Here is a 24790-nt window from a genome sequence, read left to right as displayed (position 1 = left end):
GATTAAAATGCAAGGTTGATTCCAAACAGGTATGAAGATGTACTCACGGCCGTTCCGTACGTATTGGTCGCAGGCCATTCCGGGTCAAATCCTTCGTATTTGGTGAACAGGAAAGGATTGGTAGCCGTGGCATAGAATCGCAGATTGCTGATATTGAACTTCTTAACCAGACTATTTGGCAGATTATAACCCAATGTGATGTTACTGACTCTTGTAAAATCAACCTTCCGGTAAGTTGGGATCACTGTATACGGACCAGGATTTCCCGGCTGGAAGTGTGTCTGCGAAGGGTTGCTGGCTGTCCAGTAATCGACCTTTACCTGGTTGTAATCCTGGTTATAGTTCATCAAAGTCGCATCGAACGAACTGACAAACTGCTCTCCACGGCGGGTGTAAACCTGCACATACAGATCCAAATTACCATAACGGAATGTGTTTGAAAACGAACCTGTCCAGCTTGGAACGCGCTTACCAATAATCTGACGATCCGTAGCGTTGATCACGCCGTTGCCATCCAGATCCTTCACCCGGATTTGTCCCGGAGTCTGGTTGTATTTTTTTGCCTCATCTATTTGATTCTGCTGCCAGATTCCGTCAGAAACGTAATCATAATTGACCTGAACCGGCTGCCCGATAAACCATTTGTTGCCGACATCATCTTTTTTCCCACCATTCAGTTCAAGGATCTCATTTTTGTTTTTATCGAAGACAAAATCTGTTTTCCACATAAATTTTCCTGCACGCACATTGATCGTGCTCAATCCCACTTCAACACCGCTGTTTTTCAGTTTTCCCACATTATCGGTAATAGAACTAAATCCGGATGGAGCTGGTAGCTGACGACTCAAAAGAATGTTGTCGATCAGCCTGTTATACACGTCAATACTTCCTGAAACACGGTTACCCAAAAGACCAAAATCCAGACCCACATTAATTTCATGTGTGGTTTCCCAGGTCAGGTTTTTATTCGGAAGCTGGTTCGGAGCATAACCTTGTGCGAAAGTGCCTCCAAAATCATAAAACGTTTGCGTCAGTGTTGCCTGGGTAGAATAGGGTTCAACTCTGTCATTTCCCGTAACGCCGTAACTTACACGTAGTTTAAGATCGTTAATAGCAGAAATCGTCTTGATAAATTGCTCTTCGGAGATTCTCCATGCCACCGATGCTGATGGGAAAAAGCCCCACTGATTGCCTTCTGCAAGCCTGGATGATCCGTCCCAGCGACCCGTTGCGGTCAACAAATATTTGTCTTTATAGCTATAATTAACCCTGCCCATTGCCGAAGCCAGGGTCGACTTTGTATAATTTGAACCGTATCCCAAAACCCGGCCACCTGTTGACAGATTGTACCATAATGATTTGTAAGGCAACCCGTCGACTGTAATGGTACTGCTTTCAAGACGATCCTTCTGCATACTTTGTACAGCGGTAGCCGTCAATTTGTGTAACCCGAATTGCCGCTCATAGGTAGCCTGATTATCCCAAACCCAGGTCAATTGTTCTTTGCTGGAATTGGATCCCTGCGTAGGAACAGAACCGCCAAGGCTTTGTTTTGTAAGTGGCCCAAAGTAAAATCCGCTTCTTTCAGCTGAATAATTAGGCGAAATCGTCGACTTTAAAGTAAAGTATTTGATGGGTTCAAACTGCACATAGATATTGCCAAAAGTTCTTGAATTCCGGCTCTGGCGAATTTCGTTATCCTGATCAAAAAGTGGATTTGTGACTGAATTCGTGCCATATACACGGAATGCCGGAGCGCCTGTTTCGTTATACGGATAAGCCATAGGCGGCAAGCGGTAAGCCGATCTCAAAGCCTCTGAACTTCCCTGGTTTGTAAGATTTTGAGAAAAATAAATATTTAATCCTACTTTCCACTTCGCTGTAATCTGGCGATCAATATTCCCCCGTAAAGTATAACGCTTGAATTGCTCAGGTTTCACGTTGCCATCTTCCAAAAGCAAACCGGCGCTGATCGCAAATCGTGTTTTATCGTCTCCGCCACTGGCCGTGAGATTGTGGTTCATCTGCAAGCCATTTTTCAATATAAGTTTGGGCCAGTCGGTGAACTTCCCTTCGTCAATATTTTTCCATTGTTCGGGTGTGAAAAATGTGGTATTGGTCCTGGAAATGTCTTTGCCTTGTGCTTTGAACATTTCAGTACGAAACGCAACATATTCATTTCCGTCAAACATATCAGGCAAATGCGTGGGCGTTCTCACACCTGCATACGCATCATAGGAAATAGTCGTTTTACCTGATTTTCCTCTTTTTGTAGTTACGATCACAACACCTTTCGCGCCTCTCGAACCGTAAATGGCAGTTGCTGATGCATCTTTCAAAATATCAATTTTCTCAATATCTGCCGGGTTCAGTTCATTGATACCAGCCGTGGAAGGAATTCCGTCGATGACAAATAAGGGTGAATTTGACCCGCCGATCGAGCTGACACCACGGATATTGATATTGTAACCGCTACCTGGCTTCCCTACATTTTTCACCACCACAACCCCAGGCATCGTTCCCTGTAAAGCCCCCGTTGCATCCGGCGTTGCGGCTCTTGCAATCCGGGTTCCGTCCACCGACGCAATAGCGCCTGTGACATCCGCCTTTTTCACAGTACCATATCCTACAACCACTACTTCTTCAAGTGTTTTATTGTCAACAAGTAACTGGGTAGCAATATTCGTCTGGTTACCTACCTGAATTTCCTTTTGCAGATAACCCACATAACTGAATACCAAAACTGCTCCTTTGTCCGGAACATTAAATGAATATGCACCTTCTATATCAGTCACTGTTCCGCGCTGTGTGCCTTTCAGAATGATGCTCACACCAGGCAGGCTTTCACCCTTTTCGTCGGTTACTTTTCCGGTTATGGTAATTTCATCCATTATCCTCGGCACATCGTTTCTGCCATCCGACATGGAAGATTTTGGAGTAGGATTCAATTTTTTAAGTATAATAAATTCTCCACTTGTTTGATAACCAACATTATAAGGTGTAAGTATCTGGTGGAGAACATTTTCCAATGGTTCATTTTTGAAGTCCATTGTAACCTTCGTTTCAGCCGGAAATATGCCCGGTAAATACGTAAATTTCACATTAGCCTTATGGCCAATTGTTGTCAGAACTTTAACAATTTCCTTGTTATTAAAGTGAATCGTAACGGTTCTCTTCATCAGGTCCTGCGCGTTCCCGTCTTTTGCAAAACCGAGCGTTGCAAGCATGAGAATAATTACAAGAGGAACACCTAATAATTTCATTATAAGCACTGTTTTAGGACCAGTATTGAAAAACTTTTCCATAATTTTACTCGTGTTTTGTTTTAATGCGTTTAAAATAGGACATACAATTCCCTCTTCCTGTTAGCGCAGGAATATCGTTCAATCGATTTCGTGGGAGATTTTTAGACTGGAAGCGTGGCCGCGCTTTCAGTTTTTTTTGTTTTCAGGTCAATTTCTAATCATACATTTCATATTTAAGTTATAGAATATTTAAAGATCACAGCTCCCTCCGGAGATCACAATTTCTGTCCCAAACACTTCATAAGTTGCACCGATAGTCTGGCATATAATATCCAGTTTCCGGAATAACGGCAGGTCGCCTAAAGGAGCAGTAACTTTGCAGGATTCTAATGATGTATTGTTAAAGCGCATCTTTACTCCGTAGGCCGTTTCAAGCTCCCTGAGAATTTCGTTTACGGAAGTATTGGTAAAATAAAATTCCTCTGCACCTCCGGTTTTAGCTACCTGAACAGGTTCTGCAACAAGCCCTTTTTCAAAAACATTAGTATTTGCATCAAAAGCAACCTGCTGATTAGGAGTCAGGTATACAGCCTGATCTTCCTTCTGGCTATCGACTTCATGCATTTTCCCGGCAGAAAATACCTTCACTTTTCCGGACATTACAGAGACATTACTTTTCGTATTACCTGTCCTGGAAACCACTTTGAAACTTGTACCAACAACCTGAACGACAATGTGACCGGCATAAACTATAAATGGCTTTGACTTATCTTTTGTCACATCAAAATACCCTTCTCCATCTAAATAAACGACTCTTTGCTTTTCAGAAAAATCGGAGTAACTCAATTTACTTCCAGGTTTCAATTTTACGGAAGAACCATCCATGAGTAAAACAGTTTGCTCTGTCCGGGTATTATTCACAGTTTCCTGTAACGTTGTTTTCGCCAGACTGACCTGTTTCTTATACTCTAACGGGGCACCCATAAACGCCGACCGAAGGTTCCAGGCCAGTCCGCCCGCAATAAGTAATGTTGCAGCGGCCATCCACCACCATCTATACAAAGGACGAACGGGGCGGTTCGTCTCGTTTCCAACATCCGAATCCTCGACGACCTGTTCAACATTATTCCAGATCCTTGCTTTTATCTCTCCATCCGGTACCGCCTGAAGCTGGTGCAATGAGTTAAATAAATTTTTCGCAAGGCGAAGGTCGTTCGACTTCTCCGGATACTGTTTATTGAAATTTTCCCAGAACAAGGATTCCTCATTTCCGCCGGATATCATCCATTTGCGAAAACGCTCGTCCTGAAAAAAATCTTCCGTGTTATAATCGTTATAATTTTTCAAAGCCTGATGGTTAGTATCAACTCCTTTTGCATTATATATATACAAAGGAGGCTTTAACCCATTTGACCCAAAGAATTTTAATATTTTTTTCAAAAAAACTAATAGTTCATTTATCAATCACTTTTTTGGGCTTTCGGCAATCAGCTATCGGCAATCAGTTTAATGTGAGGCAGGCATTTTTTGACCACTAAAAAGCCAAAAGCTGACCCTCGAAAGCGGAGGTCTTATGTAAATTTAATAACCAGAACAAAGAGTCGTTTATTGCCAAAAGTAAACCAGTGCCAGTTTGATCAGCGAGTAGAAGAGATTTGAATTCTTCCGAAGCAAAGTGAGGGAATTGTGTAAGGTATTACGGACCGTTTTTTCGGAAACATCCATGATAGCAGCAATTTCATCAATGCTGAAATTCTCGTAATATCTTAAAGTAATGGCTTCTAACTGTCGTTTAGGAAGATTTTTAAGAATGGCAGTTAACTTCTGCGCCAATTCGTCATCTGAATTGTATATGGTATTTTCCTCACCGGGATGATCGTTCATCAAAACAAAACTATCGAAATCAACTTTCTCGAATGTTTTTTCCTTTTCGTTAATGCGGCGAATATCCCTTCTTAAACTCCGGAAAAGGTAAAATTTGATATTATCAACAGGAGAAAGCTTTTCCCGTGTCCGCCAGAGATTAATAAACAGATCCTGAATCGCGTCTTCTACCTGTGTTTCGTCAGGCAGGAATTTCTTTCCATAGGAATACAGCGCATCGAAATGACTTTCATAGATATCGGCATAGGCACTTTTATCCCCCAGCCTAAAGGCGTTCCATATATCTGTGTTATGTTTCGAATCCTGTATCACGCCATTAGGGAGTTAGACGTGTAAAAGTAATTTTTTTAGCTAACTACTATACTTTTTAAATTAAAATTTGTTTTTTCCAAAGATGATTACCACCAAACAACACTAGAATCATCAATCGAACTGTGACTATCTCACACCATTATACAAAAAAATTAAACAAGGCGGGATGGTGCAGCTCCGATCTGCTGATGCGCTTCCTTTAAAACTCTTTTTATTACATCCAGTCTTAATGGTTTTGCAATGTAATCATCCATACCAATACTCAAACAGTTATTTCTGTCCTCCTGCATTGCATTTGCTGTAAGTGCTACGATATAAGGCAGATATCCATATTTTTCCCTAATTATTCTGGTAGCTTCCAAACCGTCCATTTCCGGCATCTGAATATCCATTAAAATAACGTCAAAAGAACTTTCTGAAAGTTTATCCAGTACAGCAATGCCATTATCTGCAACGATGATATCATAACCCATTTTCACAAGAATATGACTGATGAGCTTTTGGTTCATTGGATTATCTTCTGCAACCAGTATTTTAAGGGGATGTTCAGCGGAAAAATTTGTATTTAATATTTTTGCCTCTGGCGCAGGTTCTGGTAAAAGCGTTTTCTGACTCGTCAGAATAAGTGAAATGCCTTTTAATAAATGTCCTTTTTTTACCGGTTTGGCTAAAACGCCCGCAAACAATCCGGGGAATTTCATTTTTACATCATCACCTGCAGAACTTAATAAAAAAACAGGCAGGGGATTGTTTCCCGCTTTAATTGTCTCAGCTAAGACCGCACCGTTTGTTTCCGGCATTTCCATGTCCGTGATTACCAGCTCAATCCGTGTTTCGGTTTTTAAAATCTCTAATGCCTGCTTAGCGGACGAGGCAAGGATTGGTATCAGTTTCCATTGCTCAAGGTAACCTTTTAATATGGTCAGGTTCGTTTGGTTATCATCAACAACCAGTATCATTTTTCCCTCAATATCCATCTGTTCAAAGGCCTGGGATGCAGTCTCCGGCTTTCTGTCACTTAGTTTGGATTTGATATTAAAATGAAATTCAGTTCCCTTTCCGAATATGCTTTCGACCCGGATATCTCCGTTCATTAACTTTATCAAGCGCTCACTGATTACCAAACCCAATCCCGTTCCCCCATACCTGCGGTTTATAGAAGAATCAACCTGGGAGAATGATTTAAACAAATTTGAAAGCTTATCCTCAGGAATTCCAATTCCGGTATCTTTTACAATAAAACCAACCCCGATTTCATCAGGATCAGGCTCATTTAATTTAAAAACCTGCACGAATACTTCCCCCTTCTCAGTGAATTTGATAGCATTATTGACCAGGTTTGTTAATATTTGTTTCAATCTTAAATTATCGCCAATAAGATAAACAGGTAAATCTGCCGCTACCTCATAAACCAGGTCAATATGTTTTTTAGATGCCTGAAGCGCAAACAAATCCATGATTTCTTCAACCGTGAGCCGCAGTTCAAACTCCTGGTCTTCGAGTTCAATTTTACCTGATTCAATCTTTGAGAAATCCAGGATGTCATTAATTACATTTACAAGAGTTTCCCCGCAGCTCGCAATGGTCTTCGTAAAATCCCTTTGTTCTTCAGTCAGTTCGGTTTCGGATAACAATGCAGTCATGCCTATTACACCGTTCATTGGGGTTCTTATCTCATGGCTCATCGTGGCAAGAAAAACGCTTTTCGCCTGGTTTGCTCGTTCGGCTTCTTCCCTCGCAGATTGTTCCAGTTCATTCTGGATAAGCAATTCGTCCGACTGGGATTTCAGTTCCTCCGACTGAGCCTGTAATTCTTCGTTCATGAACTGCAGATATTCCGACTGCGTATGTAATTCTTCCGACTGTTTCTGTACCAGTGCCGTCCGCTGTTCAACCAGGGTTTCCAATATCACTTTCTGCCTGATTATTGCCTGAATCCGGTATTTATAAAATCTGTAAATCAGGGCGGAGGAAATAAGGATAACCGCTAATCTGAACCACCAGGTTGACCAGAAAGGAGGTGAAATTATAATTGTTAAATCGGTACCTGCGGTAGTCCACTTTCCAGAAATATTCTGGACTTTAACTTTAAATAAATAGCTGCCGGGTGGCAGGTTGGTATAAACAGCATTATTTATATCGCCCACATAATTCCATTCTTTATCAAACCCATCAAGCATATACGCATAGTTTTTTTTGGACGTTTTAAAATCCAGGGCTGCATATTCGAACGAAATAAACGATTGATCGTAGGAAAGCCTGATGAGTTCAGTTTCAGAAATATCTTTTGTCAGGGGTGATCCTTCATCTGCATTTACCGATGGTTTCACAATTTTATTGAAGATCTTAAAATTCGTTAATACGATAGGATATTCTTCCTGAGCAGAAACTAAATGTGCCGGGTTAAATTTGTTAAAACCATTTATTCCACCAAAATACAAATTACCTTCCCCGTCTTTAAAAGCTGACTTTTGTTTGAATTCATTGGCTTGCAGGCCGAAGTCAGCTGAATAATTCTGAAATATCCCAGACTTCGGATTGAACCTGGAAAGGCCGCTGCTGGTACTGATCCAAAGCATTCCCATGTTGTCTTCGGCAACACCCTGGGTTACATTATTAACCAGGCCTTGCGAGGTCGTATACTTTTTATAGGCCGATGTCACCGGATCAAAACTAACCAGGCCTTTTAAAGTACACAGCCATATAATCCCATTGTGATCCTCAGTCATGCCGATTATCGAATTATCGGTGAACCGATCCCGGCTTCCGGAAATTTGCTTTGAACTGAAAGAATCAGTTGCCTGATCATAAAGCGACAGTTTGCCATCCTCTGTACCGATCCATAATCTGCCTTTCCGGTCAGTAATTAAACAATTCACCACATTATTACAAAGGCTGCCTGATACGCCGGGTATATTTTTGTAATGTTTAAACAAGCCTGTTGCAGGATCGTAGGCATCCAGCCCCTCCCCATAGGTACTTAGCCATATTCTGTCATCAGGCGTCCGGGCAATTGCATAAATATTGTTACTGTATAAACTGTTTGTGTCAGCAGAGTTATGCCTCAAAGATGTAAATTTTCGGGTTTCAGGATCAAAAATGCTTACTCCGTCATCCCATGTGCCAATCCATAACCTTTGTTTACTATCACTGGTAAGGGCCAGTATATAATTTCCAGAAATGCTTCCGGCATTTTTGTTATATGTGTACGTTTTAAAACTACCTGTTTTGGGGTCAAACATATTCAATCCGCCTCCATCCGTTCCTACCCAGATATTTTTTTGTTTATCTTCATAAAAGCAAAGTACCTGATTATTGGAAAGGCTGTTAACAGAAGTATTATGTTGAAAATGCTCAAAATTATTGCTGCTGTTGTACATGCTGATTCCTGCACTATAGATACCTAACCACAAATTGTTTTGCCGATCCTTAAAAATACAGTCGACTGAATTACCGGCAAGGCTGCTGTGGTCTACATCATCATGAACATAAGAAGTAAAAGTTTCCCGTTGCCGGTCCAGAATATTAAGCCCCCCATTCTCCGTTCCCACAAACAGGTTTCCACCCGCTTCATTAATGCTCATGATATTGTCATGAGAAATTGAACCGGGAATTGCCGGATCATGCCTGAAACGTTTAAAGGTTCCATCAGCAGGCTGATAAAGATTTAAGCCGCCTCCAAATGTTCCTATCCAAAGCTTATTTTCGGTGTCCTGAAACAAACATCTAATATTATTTGCGGATATGGAGGTTTTAGTTTTATCATGTACAAATTTTTTAAATGAACCGGTTTTTCTATCCAGTAAATTCAGGCCGGATACGGTTGCTGCCCAAATGTTATTTTGTTTGTCACAATAGACGGCATTGACATTGTTATCACCAAGGCTGTTTCTAATGGTCTCATCATGTTTATAATGAACGAGCACTTTACGGGTTAGGGGATCAAAAAGATCCAGGCCGACCGGAGTTGCAAGCCAGAGTTTTCCTTCTTTATCAAAGGTTACACTATTGATGTAGTTATCTGTAACACTTGCTTTATCTTTTTCATTATGCGTGTAGGTGTAAAATCGGTTTTTGTCCCGGTCAAACATGTTAAGCCCGCCACCGCCGGTTGCGACCCATAGATTTCCGTTTTTATCCTGCGCGAGGCTGTTAATATGATTGTTGCTAATGCTGCTTTTATCCTTTTCATCGTTTCGGTAAGTCTGGTACTCATGCCCGTCATATCTGTTTAACCCGCCCATGGTCCCGATCCAGATAAAACCTTTTGCGTCCTGAAACACGCATTTGACGTTATTGCTTGAAATTCCGTCCTCAGAAGAAATCTGCTTAAAATGAATGGGCCTGCTTTGTGGAAGTCCGGTTAATGGAATGGTTTGCAGCAATACAATAAATAATACAAAATAAAATGTACCTTTTTTATTTATTCTTCGGAGCATGGATTTTTCCTTACAGGCTAATAATGGCGGTAAACGGGATGATATCAAGTGTAACTTATTCACAACAAGATAAAGATACAACACAAATTAATTCTATTTCAAACATAGTATTATTTATATTTATTCTAATACCTGAAAAGATATTTTGACTATAACTTTTAAGCAAAATCATTAAATAACTATATCAAAGTGATAAAATTTAATCGCGTTTAACTAATCTTTAGCCAGACAGGTTTCTCATTATTACAGAGGATTCAAAATTAATTACGCAAACCGATCCGGGGTTTAAAAATCAATCTGTCGTTTTGAAAAAACCCATATATTTAGTTCAAAAACTGATTTTCTTACCAATTGTTAACTTCCGGAATGAATATCCCGGCATACCTTTGTACCGGATGATACAAGTCAGGTATGCAAGGAAAAGTTTTGCTGACCGACGAAAAAAGTCAGGATTGAGTAACAAAAGGTGAAAATGGGATTCAAAAGTTACCTGATCAGGAATTTACCCTAAAAAGTATTATTCCGGGACAGGCGTGGCAAGAATAACTTCTCGGTTTTCCAGTAACGGTATAATTTTTCCAATAACCAGATCCTGATAATGCGCTGTGTTACGGTGTTCGGCAATAGCAGCTTCATCAGCATATCCTTCAAACAATACAATGGTATTTTCATCTGCATTACTGCGATGAATTTTATAAAACAGGTTTCCTTTTTCCCTGATACTTTCTGCACGGACAGTTTGAAGTATATTTAAAATACTTTCCATTTGGCCTTCTTTCACTTGCCATGTGGCAAATACATGAATAGGTTTTAAATTTTCCATTTTTGTTTTTTTGGTTAGTTTTTATTTATCCTGGCAAGACACAATATTTAAAGTTTTTATTGACCTCCTTACCGGTTCTGGAAAGAGGTCAATATTCATAGGCTATAAAGATTCCGGTGATTCTAAAATCACAATCATTTTTTCAGCAACTCCCTTGGCTGATGCCGGGTTTTGGCCAGTTACGATTTTTCCGTCCGCAATGCTGTTAGCAGTCCATGGAGCTGCGGCGTGAAAAATTGCACCTTGTTTTGTAAGAGCAGTCTGCAGGAAGAAAGGCACGTCGGTTTTGGCATAATTTTCCTCCTCTTCATCCGTAAAAGAAGCAATACTCCTGCCATTGACGAGGTAAGTCCCATCGCTCAGTTTTACATTCAATAAAGATACAGGGCCGTGACACACCGCTCCAACAACTGCGTTACGTTCATTTGTTTCTTTTATAACTTTTTTTATTAATGGATTATCCGGCATATCAACCATAGGAGCCAGCCCTCCTGGTACAAAAACTGCATCATAACTGCTCACATCAACTTCCGAAAGTTTAACCGCTTTTTGCATCGCCGCCCATCCCCTGCCAGTTAAAAATGCCAGATTATCAGGATCACCGGCCAGATTCAGCGCATCCAGATAAGGCGTATCGCCAGTTAAACTTGCAAAATCTACTTCATAATTTGCTCTGTCGAATTCAGCATAAGGATGTGCTACTTCCGGTAAAAAAGTACCTGTTCTTCTGTTGTTTGGGCCAATTACGTTGGCGTTTGAGACAATGATCAAAATTTTCCTTTTCATGATTTGTAAAGTTTAGAGTTTTAAGAAATGATTACCGTGTTTTAATTTCTAATACAAAATTAGGACACGCTGCCTCGGCGAGGAAGGAGGCAAATCACAAAAAAAGTGTGACTGAAATCACACTTCATAATTCTCAAGACTTTGATTATTTGCTGCCGGAGTATAACCTGCTTAACGTTTCGCGACTGACTCCGAGATATTCAGCGATGTATTTTTTAGGTATCCGTTGCAGCAGATTAGGATACAGATTAGCAAATTCTTCGTATCGCTGTTGTGGCGTACCTGATAGTAATGTCATGATCCGCCGTTGCTGTGCCACATAGCCGTTTGTGAGTTTAACCCTGAAAAAATGCTCCAGCTTATGCAGGTCGGCCGACAACTTTTCCCTACCGAAAAGTGTCAGGCACAAAACTTCGCCTTCCTCCATGCATATAACATTTGTTGTTGCCGGCTTTTCATTGAAATAAGCAATATAATCCGACATCCACCAATTTTCGGTTGCAAACTGCACGATATGATCTTTTCCCTCCTCATCCAGATAGAAAACCCTGAAAATACCCCTCAGGATCACAAACTCAAATTTTGCATGATCACCTTCCTCTATCAGGTATTGATGCTTTCTTACTTTTTTATTGTGAAAAATGTCTTGATATACTCAAATTCTTCATCAGTAATCTGTGTAATTGCTTCAATATGTTTTCTCAATTTCTCCATTATGCAGGTGTAAAATCAGAGGGTACCCATGTTTATTTCTTCGCTTTTGATTTATTTGACGATTTGGCCACTTTATTATAAGCAAGGCATAAATCAATCAAATATTTAAATTCTTTTATTGTTTTAAACCCCTCCGGATTTATGTAACAATAACCCCTAAAAATTTTACCTTTCATTAACATGGTTTCATAACCGTTTATTTCAGCCAGGTCTTCCTGTAATCCGGGATCAAAACGTAACATTAATTTTTCACCGCTTACACAAACGCAGGTTTTTTCATTAACCATAAAATTTAAAACACTGAACATTTCCTTTTCATTGATTTCTATTTCAGGAATTTCAGCAAGGTATGCTCTTACTTTGTCCGCAAGATTGATGTCGTATGGCATATTAAGGTTAATGTGATAAGGTTTTTTGTCATTATTCTGAGTAAGAAGTATTTAAATATTATCTGCCAATTCAATATCCATCGTTTTTATTAAACCATCCCCGAAGGTGTAAATATGCTTTACAAGCCCATCAAATATTGAATTACCCTGTAAATCCCTTACTTTCTGATGAACGTTCACCTCTAAACTTCCATTCTGTCTTTCATTAAAACCGGTTGGTTCAACAGTTGGATTTATCTCAGTCCATTGTCTGGTCCAATATTGTTTTATTTCATCGTGTCCGCTTATATAACCGCCTTCCCACGCCTTCGACCACTGCACATTTGGTTGCATAGTTGATAATGCTTTGTCAATATCTCTTTCATTGAAAGCGGAATATGCTTTTTTAATTAGATCTGTAAATTGAGCGGGCATAAATATTTTTTGTTTAAATATCGTTTTAAATTCTTTTTAAATGATTATTCAGACCAACGGTTTTGTTATTTTAGTTCATTCAAGCAATTGCACCTGAAATAGAATCTATAAAATAATTTGAAGCATAAACACCAAGTAAAATCAATAAAATATCCTCCGGCTTTTTCTCGGTTGTGATGTCGTAATTATAATGAAACTTCCTCCTGTTAAATTTAGGATCAAATTGAATTAGCTTTTCTTCCTCTTTATTTTCAATTATGAATTTATCAGAAAATGTACCTTTTGCTTTTAAAACAAATGCTTGTCCGTTCTGAAAAGTAAAAGCAATTTCTCCACGCCAGTTCATTTTTAAGTTAGCTATTTCAATTCCGTTTTTGGTCACATTAATTCTTGTTGCGAAAATTCCAACAGGCTCAATTTCATAAAGCTCTGAATTTGCCAGTTTAATTTCTGCTTTAAGAAAAAACATATTCTCATAAACCAGTTCACCCAACTGCTGACCGTTTTCATTAAGTTGAAAGGTCTTTCTGTCAATTGAATTTGCTTCCATTTTGCTTTGATTTTAAGGTTCACCATTTTAAATACTCCTGGATCGGCTGGCAATGACCACTTACTCCAAAATATACGAAAGTTCCTCGAATCCTATACCTTGCGGTTTTTTGTATCTGCCAGTTATATACTATTTAAAATAAGCAGTTTTACTTTGCCTTTATGAAATTATAACGCGCTTTAATAATGGTAAATTTAACGAACTTATACGCCAAAAGCATAACAGAATTGCCGAGCCGGCTCCAAAGCACCTTACAATAATACTTCCCGTCCGTATGCTCAACCAACTGATCAATGTATTCTGGACTGCCACCTCTTTTGCAGTTGTTATATATTATTGGGAACGATATATATCCGAAAAAGGAATTCATTGGCCACTCTATGTTATAATTTCATTGAGTGTACTGGTTTACTTGTTTCCCGGAAGGTGGTTTTCAGCGTTTACGCTTAGCAACAAGCGAAGGACATATGAAAGGTTAGGTGTAAGATTTATCCTCTGGTTTGTACAAAATGGTACTTTTGTTGCACGCGTTCGACGAAATCGCACCGAAGCATTAATCAGCAATCGAAAAAGTGCCAGCACCTATTTGACAACCATTGCCATGCAGGAAAGATATCATTATTGCTGTTTTGTGTTCTTCCTTTTAAGTACTGGAAGTGCCTTTTTAATTGGAAAAATAACACTGGCACTGCTCATTTTGCTTTCAAATCTAGTTTACAATGTATGTCCAATTCTGTTGCAGCAATACAATAGGCTCAGAATTAATTTGTTACTTTCCGGTTCTGGCCTTTCCATACCACTCAAAAAATAATTAGGGCTGTCATCTCTGTAAAATCCAGTTAACCGAAAAATAATCATAATACATATACTTTCAATTCCCCATAATTTTCTCCCAGTCGTATTGCCATTATAAAGCAGTATTCCGTTTTGCAAAATCGGAAAGCATTTTATTTAGCCTGGCCTTTTCAACCCATCGGCCGTTAACAATATTACGGTTGTGCATCCTTTTCACTAAAATCTTGGGAAATGCTGATAATTTCTGAAACTACTGATTGTGAAAGCAGGAGGAATTTGATTAGACCGTCAATTCAAACAACGTGCAAAAGCTACCTCGCCCGGCTGTTTTCGCTCTCGCTGGTGGATACATTACTGAACCTGGCTTTGGTTGACCGGCCCCAACGAAGAGTCGCTGCCAGCCGGAAAGAATTGGTTGAATATGTCCTGTCAAAATAGATATTGGTTTGCCCTACATTGTAAGTCCCGGATGAATTGGTCTGATGAAAAATATCATTTGCGGTAAATCTTACGGTAAGTGTATTTTTCAGAAATACTTTTTCCACACCAAGGGTTACCATTGCACGGCTCTCATTGTGGTAAAGTCCATAATACCTGTCTCCCAAATACCATGCAAGCACCTGTATCTTAAACAAGTTATGTACATTAAAAGTATTACTGGTATATACATAGACCTGCGGCCTAGGGTTTACAAATACAAAATCGTACTGATGATCGATTGATTTACTGTAGGTAATCGTTGCGGTATTTGTAGTATTCCACCAGCTGACATTAAATGCATGTGAAACTGATACAAGCCAGGTATAGTCCTTTTCAAGATTTATTCCTTTCAAAACGTAACTGTTTGGTTTGACACCCCTCAATGCCGCGGCACTTAATGGATCCAGGGTGAAATTAAAACCTGTCCGGAAATCAAATTGGCGGAAATTTGCACCAAGCTCAAAAGCATGAATCTTTTCCGGTTTAAGATTTGGATTTCCTTCAATGGTTGTGAATGGATCCTGGTATATTACAAAAGGGTTGAGCGCCTGGTATCTAGGCCGGCTGATCTTGGAAACGTAAGAAGCGCGGATTTTAAACTGGTCGGAAATTATTTTGCTCACAAGAAGATTGGGGAAAATATTCAGATATGACGAATTAATCAACTGACCTTTTCCGGCAGAAGTATTTAACCTGTATTGTGTCCATTCTCCCCGTACCCCAAATGTCAAACTGACATTTTTACTAGCCGTAGTATTATAGTTCAGATAAGCAGCAGGCAGCAATTCAGTATATCGAAATTTGCTGGACAGATCATCGTCCCGCTGAAATTGATTTTCCGGGCCAGCTACCAGGAAATCCATTCCTGATGAATTGCCGGCGTAGCTGAATTTTAATCCTGCTTCCAATTTTTTGTCTCCTTTGAAAACACGCGTAAAGTCAGCCTGGGTACTTGAAATGGCAATATCCTGTGCCACTTCATTTTTAATTAGCTTGATAACATTACTGTCCTCAACGAGGTTATCTTCATTGATCAGATCATCCGTCCCTGTCCGGTAACGCGTATACTGGCTTCCAACAAAAATTGAAGAGCCGGCACTGTCCGGTTAATTATTGTAATTAAGTGTAAATGAATGATTATTTCTATCTTCATTTTTATGGATATAACTGTTATACAAACTATTATTTGAAAGTGTCATCATCAGGTTTTTGCTTTCCTGGCTTCCACCCAGATTTTCGGCGTTCCCACGGTAAATAAGTGAAAAGTTGGATCGCTGATTCAAATCATATTGTATACCAAGCCCCAAGTTTGCATTGTTAAATTTTCGTTTCCAATCCGTTGTTAATTCAGATCTCAGGTAATCTGCAACCGACGGCCTTGTTCTGGTCGTATATAAAATCTCCCGGCTGTTGCCTGACAATAACCCCAGATTGCCAGCCAGTGAGATCTTCTTTTTCATATAGTTCACATCAGCAAGTGTATTGCTTTCACCGCCTGCAAAACCGGTATAAGAATATTGCTGTGTAAATGAACCAGACACACCCGCTTCGTTGCGGGCTTTGGTGATGATATTAATTACTGCCTTACCTTCTGCATCATACTTTGAAGAAGGATTCGCTATTATTTCTACTTTCAAAATCTGGCTTACTGCAATAGTGGAAAGCTGCCCGGCCGTTACAGGTCTGCCGTTAAGAAATAAAATTACATCACCTTTTCCAATGAAAGTTATTCTGCCGTCAATAACTGAAAGGCCAGGAGACCTTTCAAGCAATTCAATAACCGAATTGCTTCCAGCCAGGACAGTTCCGGGTACCTGAATTTCAATACTTCCATTTTTACCGTGACTTACCAAAGGCGCACTGGCCTTGACCTGAACCTCGTTTAATACCTGGCTTTGCTCTTTCATCACGATAGTTCCAAGATCGATTTTCAATTCTCCTTTATTTTCAACTACAAAAATTGTGTCGGAGAAAGATAATACAGAGAGTTTTAACAGCACCTTCCTCTCCCGGATTTCGGATATGTAAATATTCCCGTCGTCATAGACGGATCCTGTGATCAGGCTGGAATCAGTGACGGATAATACCCGGACTGTTACGGGCAATGGCTGATGTGAAATGTCGGTAACTTTGGCAGTAACCGAATAGTTTTGCTGAGCATTGGTGAAAAACGATAAAGACAAGAGCTTTATTGATAACAGAAGTTTTAAAAATTTCATAAAGTGATTTACAGTGGATTTTGCCTGCACAAAAATTCATTGTAAATCTGGCTTCCAGGTTCAGATAAAGTGATTCCGTAGTACGAATTTATAAATTCAAACCTTTTTTTGATGCCGTTGGCTGTATTTGGCTTTGCTGGTAAGCGGCTGGTGTTACTCCCTTAAATTTCTTGAAAGCTGTGAAAAATGTTGATTTAGAGTTAAATCCAACCTCATAACCAATAGTTTCCAGCGTAAACCTATAATCAGTTGAAAGAATCCGGCAAGCTTCTTCAACCCGAAACTCGTTTACATAGGTTGCAAAGTTTTTACCTAGCTCCTCGTTCAAAAGTTGTGACATCTGATGCGTGGATATCTGTATTTCTTTTGACAGGTCGCTCAGTTTCAAATCAGGATTTGTAAAAACTGTTTTCTCATGCATTATTCTGTTCAGCTTTTCGAGCCATAGCTGCGTATCGGACTCGTTTAGTTTTTTAACATTTGACCTGACAGCATTCATTAAGAAAAGCTCATCAGTTTTGTTGCGGTAAAAAAGTATGGAACCAATCAGATAAAGCATTAGCGAAAATGCAATGGCACCGCTGATGTAAGGGGCAAACGGTGCCCGGATCAATGCTGAGAAATAAAGGAGGAAAATAAAGACATTGGCAAGGAAAATAACGAAAACCCACAGCTCAGAAGCCTTCATTTTATAAGCACGGACAAATAGTTTGCCGATCAAATCTCTCACCACAAAACCTGAGACAAGAATAAAGATAAACCACTGAAAATAAATAACCCCGGCGATATAGTCATTCCAGAGCAGCGGAAATTCTGAATAAGGGAAAGCTATACCAACCGCAAGTGTTACTGAAAGTAAAGCAATGAAACCAGAAAACCAGCTTCGGGGAAGTTTCTCAATCGATTTTACTGCAGAAGAAACAAATGCATACAAAAAAGGCCCAATAAAAAAGCAGGCAGAGAGTCCGATCTGCAAATAAATTTTAGGTAGTTTACCGTCAAAATAGAGAAAAACAGATTTGCCGGTACGTATGCTTAATGCAAAAAGCAAAGCACCCAGAAAATAATTAACTAGGTATTTTTTTCGGGTAAAAAAGAAAAAATACAGGCTGAGTAAGAGCCCGTTAAAAGCGCCTAAAATACTGAAAAAGAATAAAAGTTCTTTGCTGATATTCATAGGTATGCCATGATTATTTTAGGTATATAATTCAATCCCTCAAAATGTATTGCAATATCTGATTGTTAAATTGAAACTCAAACATCTTCTTCAGTAATAAACCCTTTTCGGGATTTTTGGTTAAAAAATCATTTAACGGTTCCTGAATTCCCCTGCAAAATTTTTGCCTGATTTTGTTTTATTATAAATCCGAATAGCTGATATACTCATCTATACTGGTATACTCTGTTATACTGATTACATAGGTATATCAATCAAACCTAGCTTTGTGAAAAAAATTCAGATATGAAAAAATTAGAAAACAAACTGGCTTTGATCACAGGAGGAAACAGTGGCTTTGGGTACGCCACAGCCAAAGAATTCATTGCACAAGGTGCCAAAGTCATCATCACTGGCAGGCGCAAAGATGCCATTGAAAAAGCAGCACAGAAAATCGGGGCAATTGCTTTTGTTGCAGATCAGGCAAATCTGGATGACACGGAATTGTTAAGCCGGGAAATAGAAAAACGATTCGGAAAACTGGACATACTATTTATTAATGCCGGGATCACAGGCTCGCTCGGCCCGATAGAAAAAGCAAGTGTCGAAAATTTTGATAATGTCATGAACATCAATTTTCGGGGTGCGTATTTTACATTGAGCAAATTTATTCCATTACTGAACAACGGTGCATCTGTGGTTGTGCTGTCATCCATTGTGGCCTCTACTTACAAGCCTGACACATCAATTTATCAGGCGAGTAAGGCCGCTCTAAACTCCATTACAAAAACTGCCGCCGCAGAACTGGCTCACCGGAAAATAAGGGTAAATCTCGTAAGCCCGGGTCCTCACAAAACTGACGTTATGAAAAAAGCGGGTTTGAACGAATCTGAATTGAATGGCATTACAGAAAGGCTGATCAATGCGATCCCTTTAAAAGAAATGGGCAATCCGGAAGACGTTGCAAAACTTGTTGCCTACTTATGCAATGATGCCGCGTCGTTTATTACAGGTGCTGAGATAGTTGTCGATGGAGGAATGACGTTATAATTTGTTTCGCCGTAAAAATTATTTCGGGCTTAGTCCAGAAATGGTTTCAATTACAAATATCAGCGAATACATCATTTGAGGAGGGATTTGGTTTGGGTTTATTTATAAAAAGCATCCGAGATCATAATGTTTGATTATTCTAATCAATTGTTTGATTTTTGCAATCCGTTATTTGTTTAAGTTCCTACCTTTATTTTAAATTAACGAACCAAGAAAATGATAGAAACAAAGGCATATGCTGCGCAAACACCAACCACTGATTTAGCTCCCTGGACTTTTGAGCGCCGGGAAGTTGGTCCTCATGATGTACAGTTTGATATTTTATTTTGCGGTGTTTGTCACTCGGATTTGCATCAGATCAAAGATGAATGGTTTCCGGGTATATTTCCGATGGTACCGGGCCACGAAATTGTAGGCCGGGTTATTAAAGTCGGAGACCATGTAAAGAAATTTAAAGTGGGAGATCTGGCCGGAACAGGTTGTATGGTCGACTCTTGCCAGGAGTGCGAAAATTGCAGGAAAGATCTTGAACAGTATTGTTTGGAAGGTAATACACAGACTTACAACAGTTATGAACGTGATGGTAAAACACCTACCTATGGAGGTTACTCAAATACTATTGTTGTAAGAGAAGAGTTTGTATTACATGTGTCTGAAAAATTAAACCTGGCTGCTGTTGCGCCTTTATTATGTGCGGGCATCACTACTTATTCTCCTCTAAGACATTGGAAAGTAGGAAAAGGGCATAAACTGGCGGTTTTGGGTCTTGGCGGCTTAGGCCATATGGGCGTTAAGTTCGGAGTAGCTTTCGGCGCAGAAGTAACTGTATTGAGCACATCGGCTAAAAAAGAAGAAGATGCAAGGAAACTTGGCGCCCACCATTTTGTTGTAACCACCGACGAAGCCCAGGTAAAGGCTGCCATTGGCACATTTGATTTTATACTGGATACAGTTTCTGCTGAGCACGACTTTAACATGTACTTATCATTGTTAAGGACAGATGGTACGCTGATCTGCGTTGGTGTTCCGCCTAAACCGGCAGAAATTTCAGCGTTCAGTTTATTGGGAGGCCGGAAAAGTATAGGAGGTTCCGGTATTGGCGGTATTGCCGAAACTCAGGAAATGCTTGATTTTTGTGCTGAGCACGATATCGTTTCTGAGATAGAGATGATTGATATAAAAGACATCCAAACTGCCTACGAGCGTATGGTTAAAGGCGATGTTCGTTACAGGTTTGTCATTGACATGGCAACGCTGTAACATTGTTAATTAGTTTCAGAGCCGTATCTCACCTTTGCGGCTCTGAAAATTAGTTTACCACACTCATCCTGCCACAACAGATCCACGAATTGTAAATAGCTTCAAAATTTCATCTGCTGAATTTCATAATGGTGTAAGATTGTGCAGGAAAATCGTAAGACATTCCGTTTTCATTCCCTTCATGCAATACTTTAGAGATTAGCGGCTGGTATTGTTCCGGTTGGCCGGGTGTATTTCGTGCAGTCAGATCACCCGCAAGCATGGAAATTTCTACTTCTGGTTTACTACCTTCAAATCCGCTTAAATCTAAGTCCGTATTAACAGGATCCGTCCCGGTATTGACCACATGTAATATCAGGATTTTCCCATTCTCACTACGTGCCGCGGTTACGTCCAGATTGCCCTCAACCTGGCTTTCAACCAGTAACGGTAAATGATTTTCTGCCTGCATTTTCTGGGAATAAAATGGCGGCATACCCCAAACCTGATCCGGAGTAAAAAATATCTGCCCCTGATCCCAGTCGTTGTCGTTTTGCAAATAAGGTTGTAAAGCATTGGCCGGACTGGAAGTCAGTACATTTTCGCCGTGCCTTCTGATAGCGTTGAGATTCGTTGCATGGCCGAGTGCTCGTTGCATACCATGTTTACTTCCGTTTTCCTCAAAAACCGCGATTTTCATTTTCGTTTCCGGATCCCATTGTTTCATTAGTCGTAGCATTCCGGTTATTTGTTTGTCCGTTTCAAGGCCTGCTTTCGGATCGTCCCCTCCTACGTGCAAATCCCAATAATCAGCCTTTCCATTCAGTTGCTTGAAAACGTATTCCATGTTGGAAGAAGCCGGTCGCCACCACGCAGAATGGATGATTTTAAGTGTACTGTCTTTTTGTTTCATTGCGTCAAAAAGCAAATTAAAACGTGCCACATATTCCTCGTATGCTTCCTTTTTATCACCATTGAAAAGTACTTCTTCATTACCAATTTCAATGTATTTAACACCATAAGGTTTCGGATGGCCATTTTTTGACCGAATGGCACCCCACTTCATTACAACATCGCCATTCAGGTATTCCACCATATCAGCCATATCCTGAGGTGTTTCATAAATATTGATCGTGAAGCAGGGTGTAATGGATGTTGCTTCGCAAAATTGCAGGAACTCTTCAATTCCAAATCCATTGGTACTGTACCGGTTCCAATGACCGCGGTAAGGCGGACGCTTATCCGGGTCGCCGATCATATTCTTGAAACGGTATTCGGGAGAATTTACCATTGTACCCGCATAACGAAGGAAAGTAACCCCCTGCTTCACCAGCATGTTACCAATGTCGGCCCGGATCGGGAGGCCTTTGAACTGATCTTCACCGGCGCCCATCAACACAACCTGGTCAACCCAAAGTTTGCCTTTTGAATTAATGTATATCGAAAGCCTTGCATTTTTGTCTGTTGTGTTTGATGTCAGGTTGAATGAAAATTTCTTCCAGGAGCCGCTAATGCCATTAATTTTTTCAACGGCGTAAGTTTTACTACCGTCTGCATTTTCCAATGCCACATATACAGTACCTTTTAATTTTTGAGCTTTCAAATATAACCTGCCCTGAAAAACCTGTTTTCCGCGTATTGCAATCCCCCATCGGTTAAGTCCTCTGTTTGTGATTCCTGCTCTGCCGGTTCCGTTAGTAAAATTGATTACCTGTGAATACTTTCCATTGTAAGATGTTGTGCTGTCCACGTTAAAAGTTGCGTTGACTTCTTTTTCATGAATGACATCCCAGTTATAACTAATATGCTCATTTTCAGACAAATTTAATGTCAGCGAATCTGGATTTCCGTTATCCTCAGCAAAAAGATTACGAAATTCCAATCCCGACTTCCATGTACGCAAACCGATCTTTCCTTTTAGCAAAGGCACATTTTCATCTTTATATGAAAGCACGTTTTTCCCATTCAGAGCAACTGTAATTTCCGGTCCTGAAAGCTTAACTTTTATCACATTCCAGGAATCGGGATTAAAATTAACTGCTTCTTCTTTGAGCAGCTTAAAGTTTTGCATGTGTTTACCTAGCGCTACTTTTTTTCCATCCCTGCTCAAACTGATTTCATAACCATCAAAAACGTCGGTTCCTACACCTTCATTTGTCACACGTAATAAAAATGCTCCGCTTTCTCCTTTTCCTGTAAAACGCATTTCAGTCTGAAAAGTACCGTTTGAATATTCTTTTGGCTCGTAAACCAATTTGGCACTGTGATCGGGTTCCACGCCAAGCGAATGAATTCCTCCCATAAAAACATCACTGGTTGTATTTCTGCCCGGAATGACGGTCACTACACCATTTTTTGCCGTCCAAAAGCCTGTGTATCTTCTCCATTTGCTGAAATCCACACCGGTTGCCGGTTCTTCGAAACTTTCCCCGAAAATCCGCTGATCGTAAAAGCCACCATAAATTTCGTGGTTCACATCTTCGATATTTGATCCGTAAATCAGCGGGCTGATCCTGTTTTGAACTTTACCAGTGTTGACCTTAATTTGGGCGGTTTTTTGGATCCAGACTTTGTACCCTTTCTTCTCACGGTTTCCAACTGCATAATACGGAATCGCCGTAAAACCAACTTCTCTCCCATTTTGCTTTGACGTACCTGTAATCACATTGATGCCATTCAGCAAATCCTTCCGAAATTCTAAACCAAGTGTTACATTCTTATTGAGTTGAATATGGTCAGGATTTGCATTGTCTGTTCCTTCTAAACTGTAAATTACCGGACCAGAAGCCAAGGCAATCATGTTTTTCAAATCTTTCACATTTTCGTTGGCAGTAATGATGCGCGGCTTCATTGGCAATTCCACTTTTATCCTATCCCCTTTTTTCCAGGTACGGCTGATCGCGGCATAGCCATTTTCTATGGTAACATTTTGAATTGCTCCGTTTACACGAATGGTAAAAGGTTCCTTTAAATCCGATAAGTATAGGCCGTAAGGGTTTTCAATACCACGCGCCCAGCCCGGAATACGGATATGCACCACGAATAAAGCGGACTTATCAGGATTTATTTTTAAACTGATTTTCCCGTTCCAGGGATAACCTGTTTCCTGTGCAACCGCAACATGCTTACCCGCCAGCTCAACGTCGGCATTACTTCCAATGAACATGTTCACATATAGGCTGTTATCAGCAGAAGCGTAAATATAGTCGGGCAATGCAGAAACCATTTTCAGGAACATGGGCGGGCAGCACGGACAGGAATGCCATTCCCAGCGCGCATGGTCATGGGCATTCAGCGGATTTTGGTAAGTATATTGGGTTCCGGAAAGCGAAACCCCAGTCAGGACATTATTATACAATACACGTTCAAACTCATCCATATATTTTCCGTCCGCAGTCAGCTCGTTCATGCGCTGGCTAAAAAACCCGGCACCCACGGCCGCGCAGGTTTCGAGATATGCATTCGTAGGCAGGAAGTAATCCGCACCAAATTTTTCGTCATTGTGGATCGCACCAACACCGCCGGTGACAAACATCCTCCGACCCGCCATATTATCCCAAAGCCTGTCCGCAGTCATCATGTAAGCTGGTTCGTGATTTTCCAGAGCCGCAGCGGTAATACCAGTGGCTAGTAAAGTTGCGCGAACGGCATGGCCTTCAATCGTTTTTTGCTGAAAAACTGGAATAGAATCCTGCGCATAATCACCCCACGCCGGACGTGTGCTTGCCGTTACAGCGCCTTCCCTATATTTCTGATCTTTAATCCATTGCTCCGACTTATCATTTCCCCAGGTAAACCAAAGCGGATAACCTGCATGGTGTCCGCGGTTTTCGATCCAGAATTTTGCCAGATTAAAATAAGCCTGCTCGTTCACTGGCACGCCCAGCTTTTTCTTAAGATCCGGATTTTCCCTGTACAGCCAGTAAAGTTTCACCATTGCTTCTTCCGGGCCGGAATGTGCTGGTACAATATTACGTTTCGGCGGGGCACCCATCAGGCCAGACATGTAATTGGCATACCGTGTTGCAGCTTCCAGGAGCCTGGTTTTACCAGTAGCATTGTAGTAGTGTACACCAGCTTCAATCAGCATTCCTGCATTATAAACATCGTGTTGCCAACGCAGGAAACCGCCATTGTCACCCCAATGGTGATCCGGCTCCATCAAATCAGTATAGGTGTTGAGATAGCCGCTCGGATCTGCTTGCTGGGCTGCATAAATGCGGTCAATGTAACCGTCCAGCCTGGCCTGCAAAGCCGGGTCAGGATGTTGTTTTAAGAGGTCGCCAATGCCACGG

The 24790-nt window shown here is 40.5% G+C and carries 16 protein-coding genes and 1 pseudogene; 3 read left to right on the top strand and 14 right to left on the bottom strand.

Going from position 1 to position 24790, the window contains the following annotated elements:
• Positions 1 to 2: 2 nt before the first annotated feature.
• The 10 genes from KZC02_RS29540 to KZC02_RS29495 form a co-directional block, all read right to left on the bottom strand.
• Positions 3 to 3263, bottom strand: coding sequence for a TonB-dependent receptor (locus KZC02_RS29540; protein WP_229253888.1), 3261 nt, complete (start codon positions 3261 to 3263; stop codon positions 3 to 5).
• Between the two features lie 231 nt (positions 3264 to 3494).
• On the bottom strand, positions 3495 to 4685 hold the full coding sequence (locus KZC02_RS29535) for a FecR family protein (RefSeq protein ID WP_221391949.1): 1191 nt from the start codon (positions 4683 to 4685) through the stop codon (positions 3495 to 3497).
• A gap of 165 nt (positions 4686 to 4850) precedes the next feature.
• The gene (locus KZC02_RS29530; RefSeq protein WP_221391948.1) at positions 4851 to 5441 is read right to left on the bottom strand and encodes an RNA polymerase sigma factor; all 591 of its coding nucleotides are present in this window, start codon (positions 5439 to 5441) and stop codon (positions 4851 to 4853) included.
• A gap of 152 nt (positions 5442 to 5593) precedes the next feature.
• Entirely contained in the window at positions 5594 to 9880 is a 4287-nt protein-coding gene (locus KZC02_RS29525; RefSeq protein WP_221391947.1) for a hybrid sensor histidine kinase/response regulator, read from the bottom strand.
• A gap of 517 nt (positions 9881 to 10397) precedes the next feature.
• A complete protein-coding gene (locus KZC02_RS29520; RefSeq protein ID WP_221391946.1) occupies positions 10398 to 10703 on the bottom strand; it encodes a putative quinol monooxygenase in 306 nt (101 codons plus the stop codon).
• A gap of 102 nt (positions 10704 to 10805) precedes the next feature.
• On the bottom strand, positions 10806 to 11489 hold the full coding sequence (locus tag KZC02_RS29515; protein ID WP_221391945.1) for a type 1 glutamine amidotransferase domain-containing protein: 684 nt from the start codon (positions 11487 to 11489) through the stop codon (positions 10806 to 10808).
• Positions 11490 to 11634: 145 nt separating this feature from the next.
• The gene (locus KZC02_RS29510; protein ID WP_229253887.1) at positions 11635 to 12060 is read right to left on the bottom strand and encodes a Crp/Fnr family transcriptional regulator; all 426 of its coding nucleotides are present in this window, start codon (positions 12058 to 12060) and stop codon (positions 11635 to 11637) included.
• A gap of 175 nt (positions 12061 to 12235) precedes the next feature.
• Complete coding sequence (locus tag KZC02_RS29505) at positions 12236 to 12592, bottom strand: TfoX/Sxy family protein (RefSeq protein ID WP_221391944.1); 357 nt, start codon at positions 12590 to 12592, stop codon at positions 12236 to 12238.
• A 51-nt stretch (positions 12593 to 12643) separates the two neighbouring features.
• On the bottom strand, positions 12644 to 13006 hold the full coding sequence (locus KZC02_RS29500) for a nuclear transport factor 2 family protein (protein ID WP_221391943.1): 363 nt from the start codon (positions 13004 to 13006) through the stop codon (positions 12644 to 12646).
• A 79-nt stretch (positions 13007 to 13085) separates the two neighbouring features.
• Positions 13086 to 13556 (bottom strand): hypothetical protein, encoded by a 471-nt coding sequence (locus KZC02_RS29495; protein ID WP_221391942.1) that lies wholly within the window; start codon positions 13554 to 13556, stop codon positions 13086 to 13088.
• Between the two features lie 274 nt (positions 13557 to 13830).
• Between KZC02_RS29495 and KZC02_RS29490 the strand changes: the two genes are divergently transcribed.
• Positions 13831 to 14367 (top strand): hypothetical protein, encoded by a 537-nt coding sequence (locus KZC02_RS29490; protein WP_221391941.1) that lies wholly within the window; start codon positions 13831 to 13833, stop codon positions 14365 to 14367.
• 295 nt (positions 14368 to 14662) lie between these two features.
• On the opposite strand, the pseudogene KZC02_RS29485 reads toward KZC02_RS29490, so the two are convergent.
• The 3 genes and pseudogenes from KZC02_RS29485 to KZC02_RS29475 all read right to left on the bottom strand — a co-directional run.
• Positions 14663 to 15922 (bottom strand): annotated as a pseudogene (locus KZC02_RS29485) (outer membrane beta-barrel family protein); the annotation flags it as partial.
• Positions 15923 to 15937: 15 nt separating this feature from the next.
• Positions 15938 to 17050 (bottom strand): hypothetical protein, encoded by a 1113-nt coding sequence (locus KZC02_RS29480; RefSeq protein WP_221391940.1) that lies wholly within the window; start codon positions 17048 to 17050, stop codon positions 15938 to 15940.
• An 88-nt stretch (positions 17051 to 17138) separates the two neighbouring features.
• Positions 17139 to 18227, bottom strand: coding sequence for an AraC family transcriptional regulator (locus KZC02_RS29475; RefSeq protein WP_221391939.1), 1089 nt, complete (start codon positions 18225 to 18227; stop codon positions 17139 to 17141).
• Positions 18228 to 18512: 285 nt separating this feature from the next.
• Here KZC02_RS29475 and KZC02_RS29470 point away from each other — a divergent pair, with 285 nt between their 5' ends.
• Together KZC02_RS29470 and KZC02_RS29465 are read left to right on the top strand one after the other, a co-directional pair.
• The gene (locus KZC02_RS29470; protein ID WP_221391938.1) at positions 18513 to 19256 is read left to right on the top strand and encodes a glucose 1-dehydrogenase; all 744 of its coding nucleotides are present in this window, start codon (positions 18513 to 18515) and stop codon (positions 19254 to 19256) included.
• A gap of 216 nt (positions 19257 to 19472) precedes the next feature.
• Positions 19473 to 20516 carry an NAD(P)-dependent alcohol dehydrogenase gene (locus KZC02_RS29465; protein ID WP_221391937.1) on the top strand — a complete coding sequence of 348 codons (1044 nt, stop codon included), beginning with the start codon at positions 19473 to 19475 and terminating at the stop codon, positions 20514 to 20516.
• Between the two features lie 109 nt (positions 20517 to 20625).
• On the opposite strand, the gene KZC02_RS29460 is transcribed toward KZC02_RS29465, so the two are convergent.
• A complete protein-coding gene (locus KZC02_RS29460; protein WP_229254426.1) occupies positions 20626 to 24783 on the bottom strand; it encodes a beta-L-arabinofuranosidase domain-containing protein in 4158 nt (1385 codons plus the stop codon).
• Positions 24784 to 24790 lie beyond the last annotated feature (7 nt).

The organism is Dyadobacter sp. NIV53 (genome assembly GCF_019711195.1).
Lineage (GTDB): Bacteria > Bacteroidota > Bacteroidia > Cytophagales > Spirosomataceae > Dyadobacter.
This window is presented reverse-complemented; position numbering and strand designations above follow the sequence as displayed.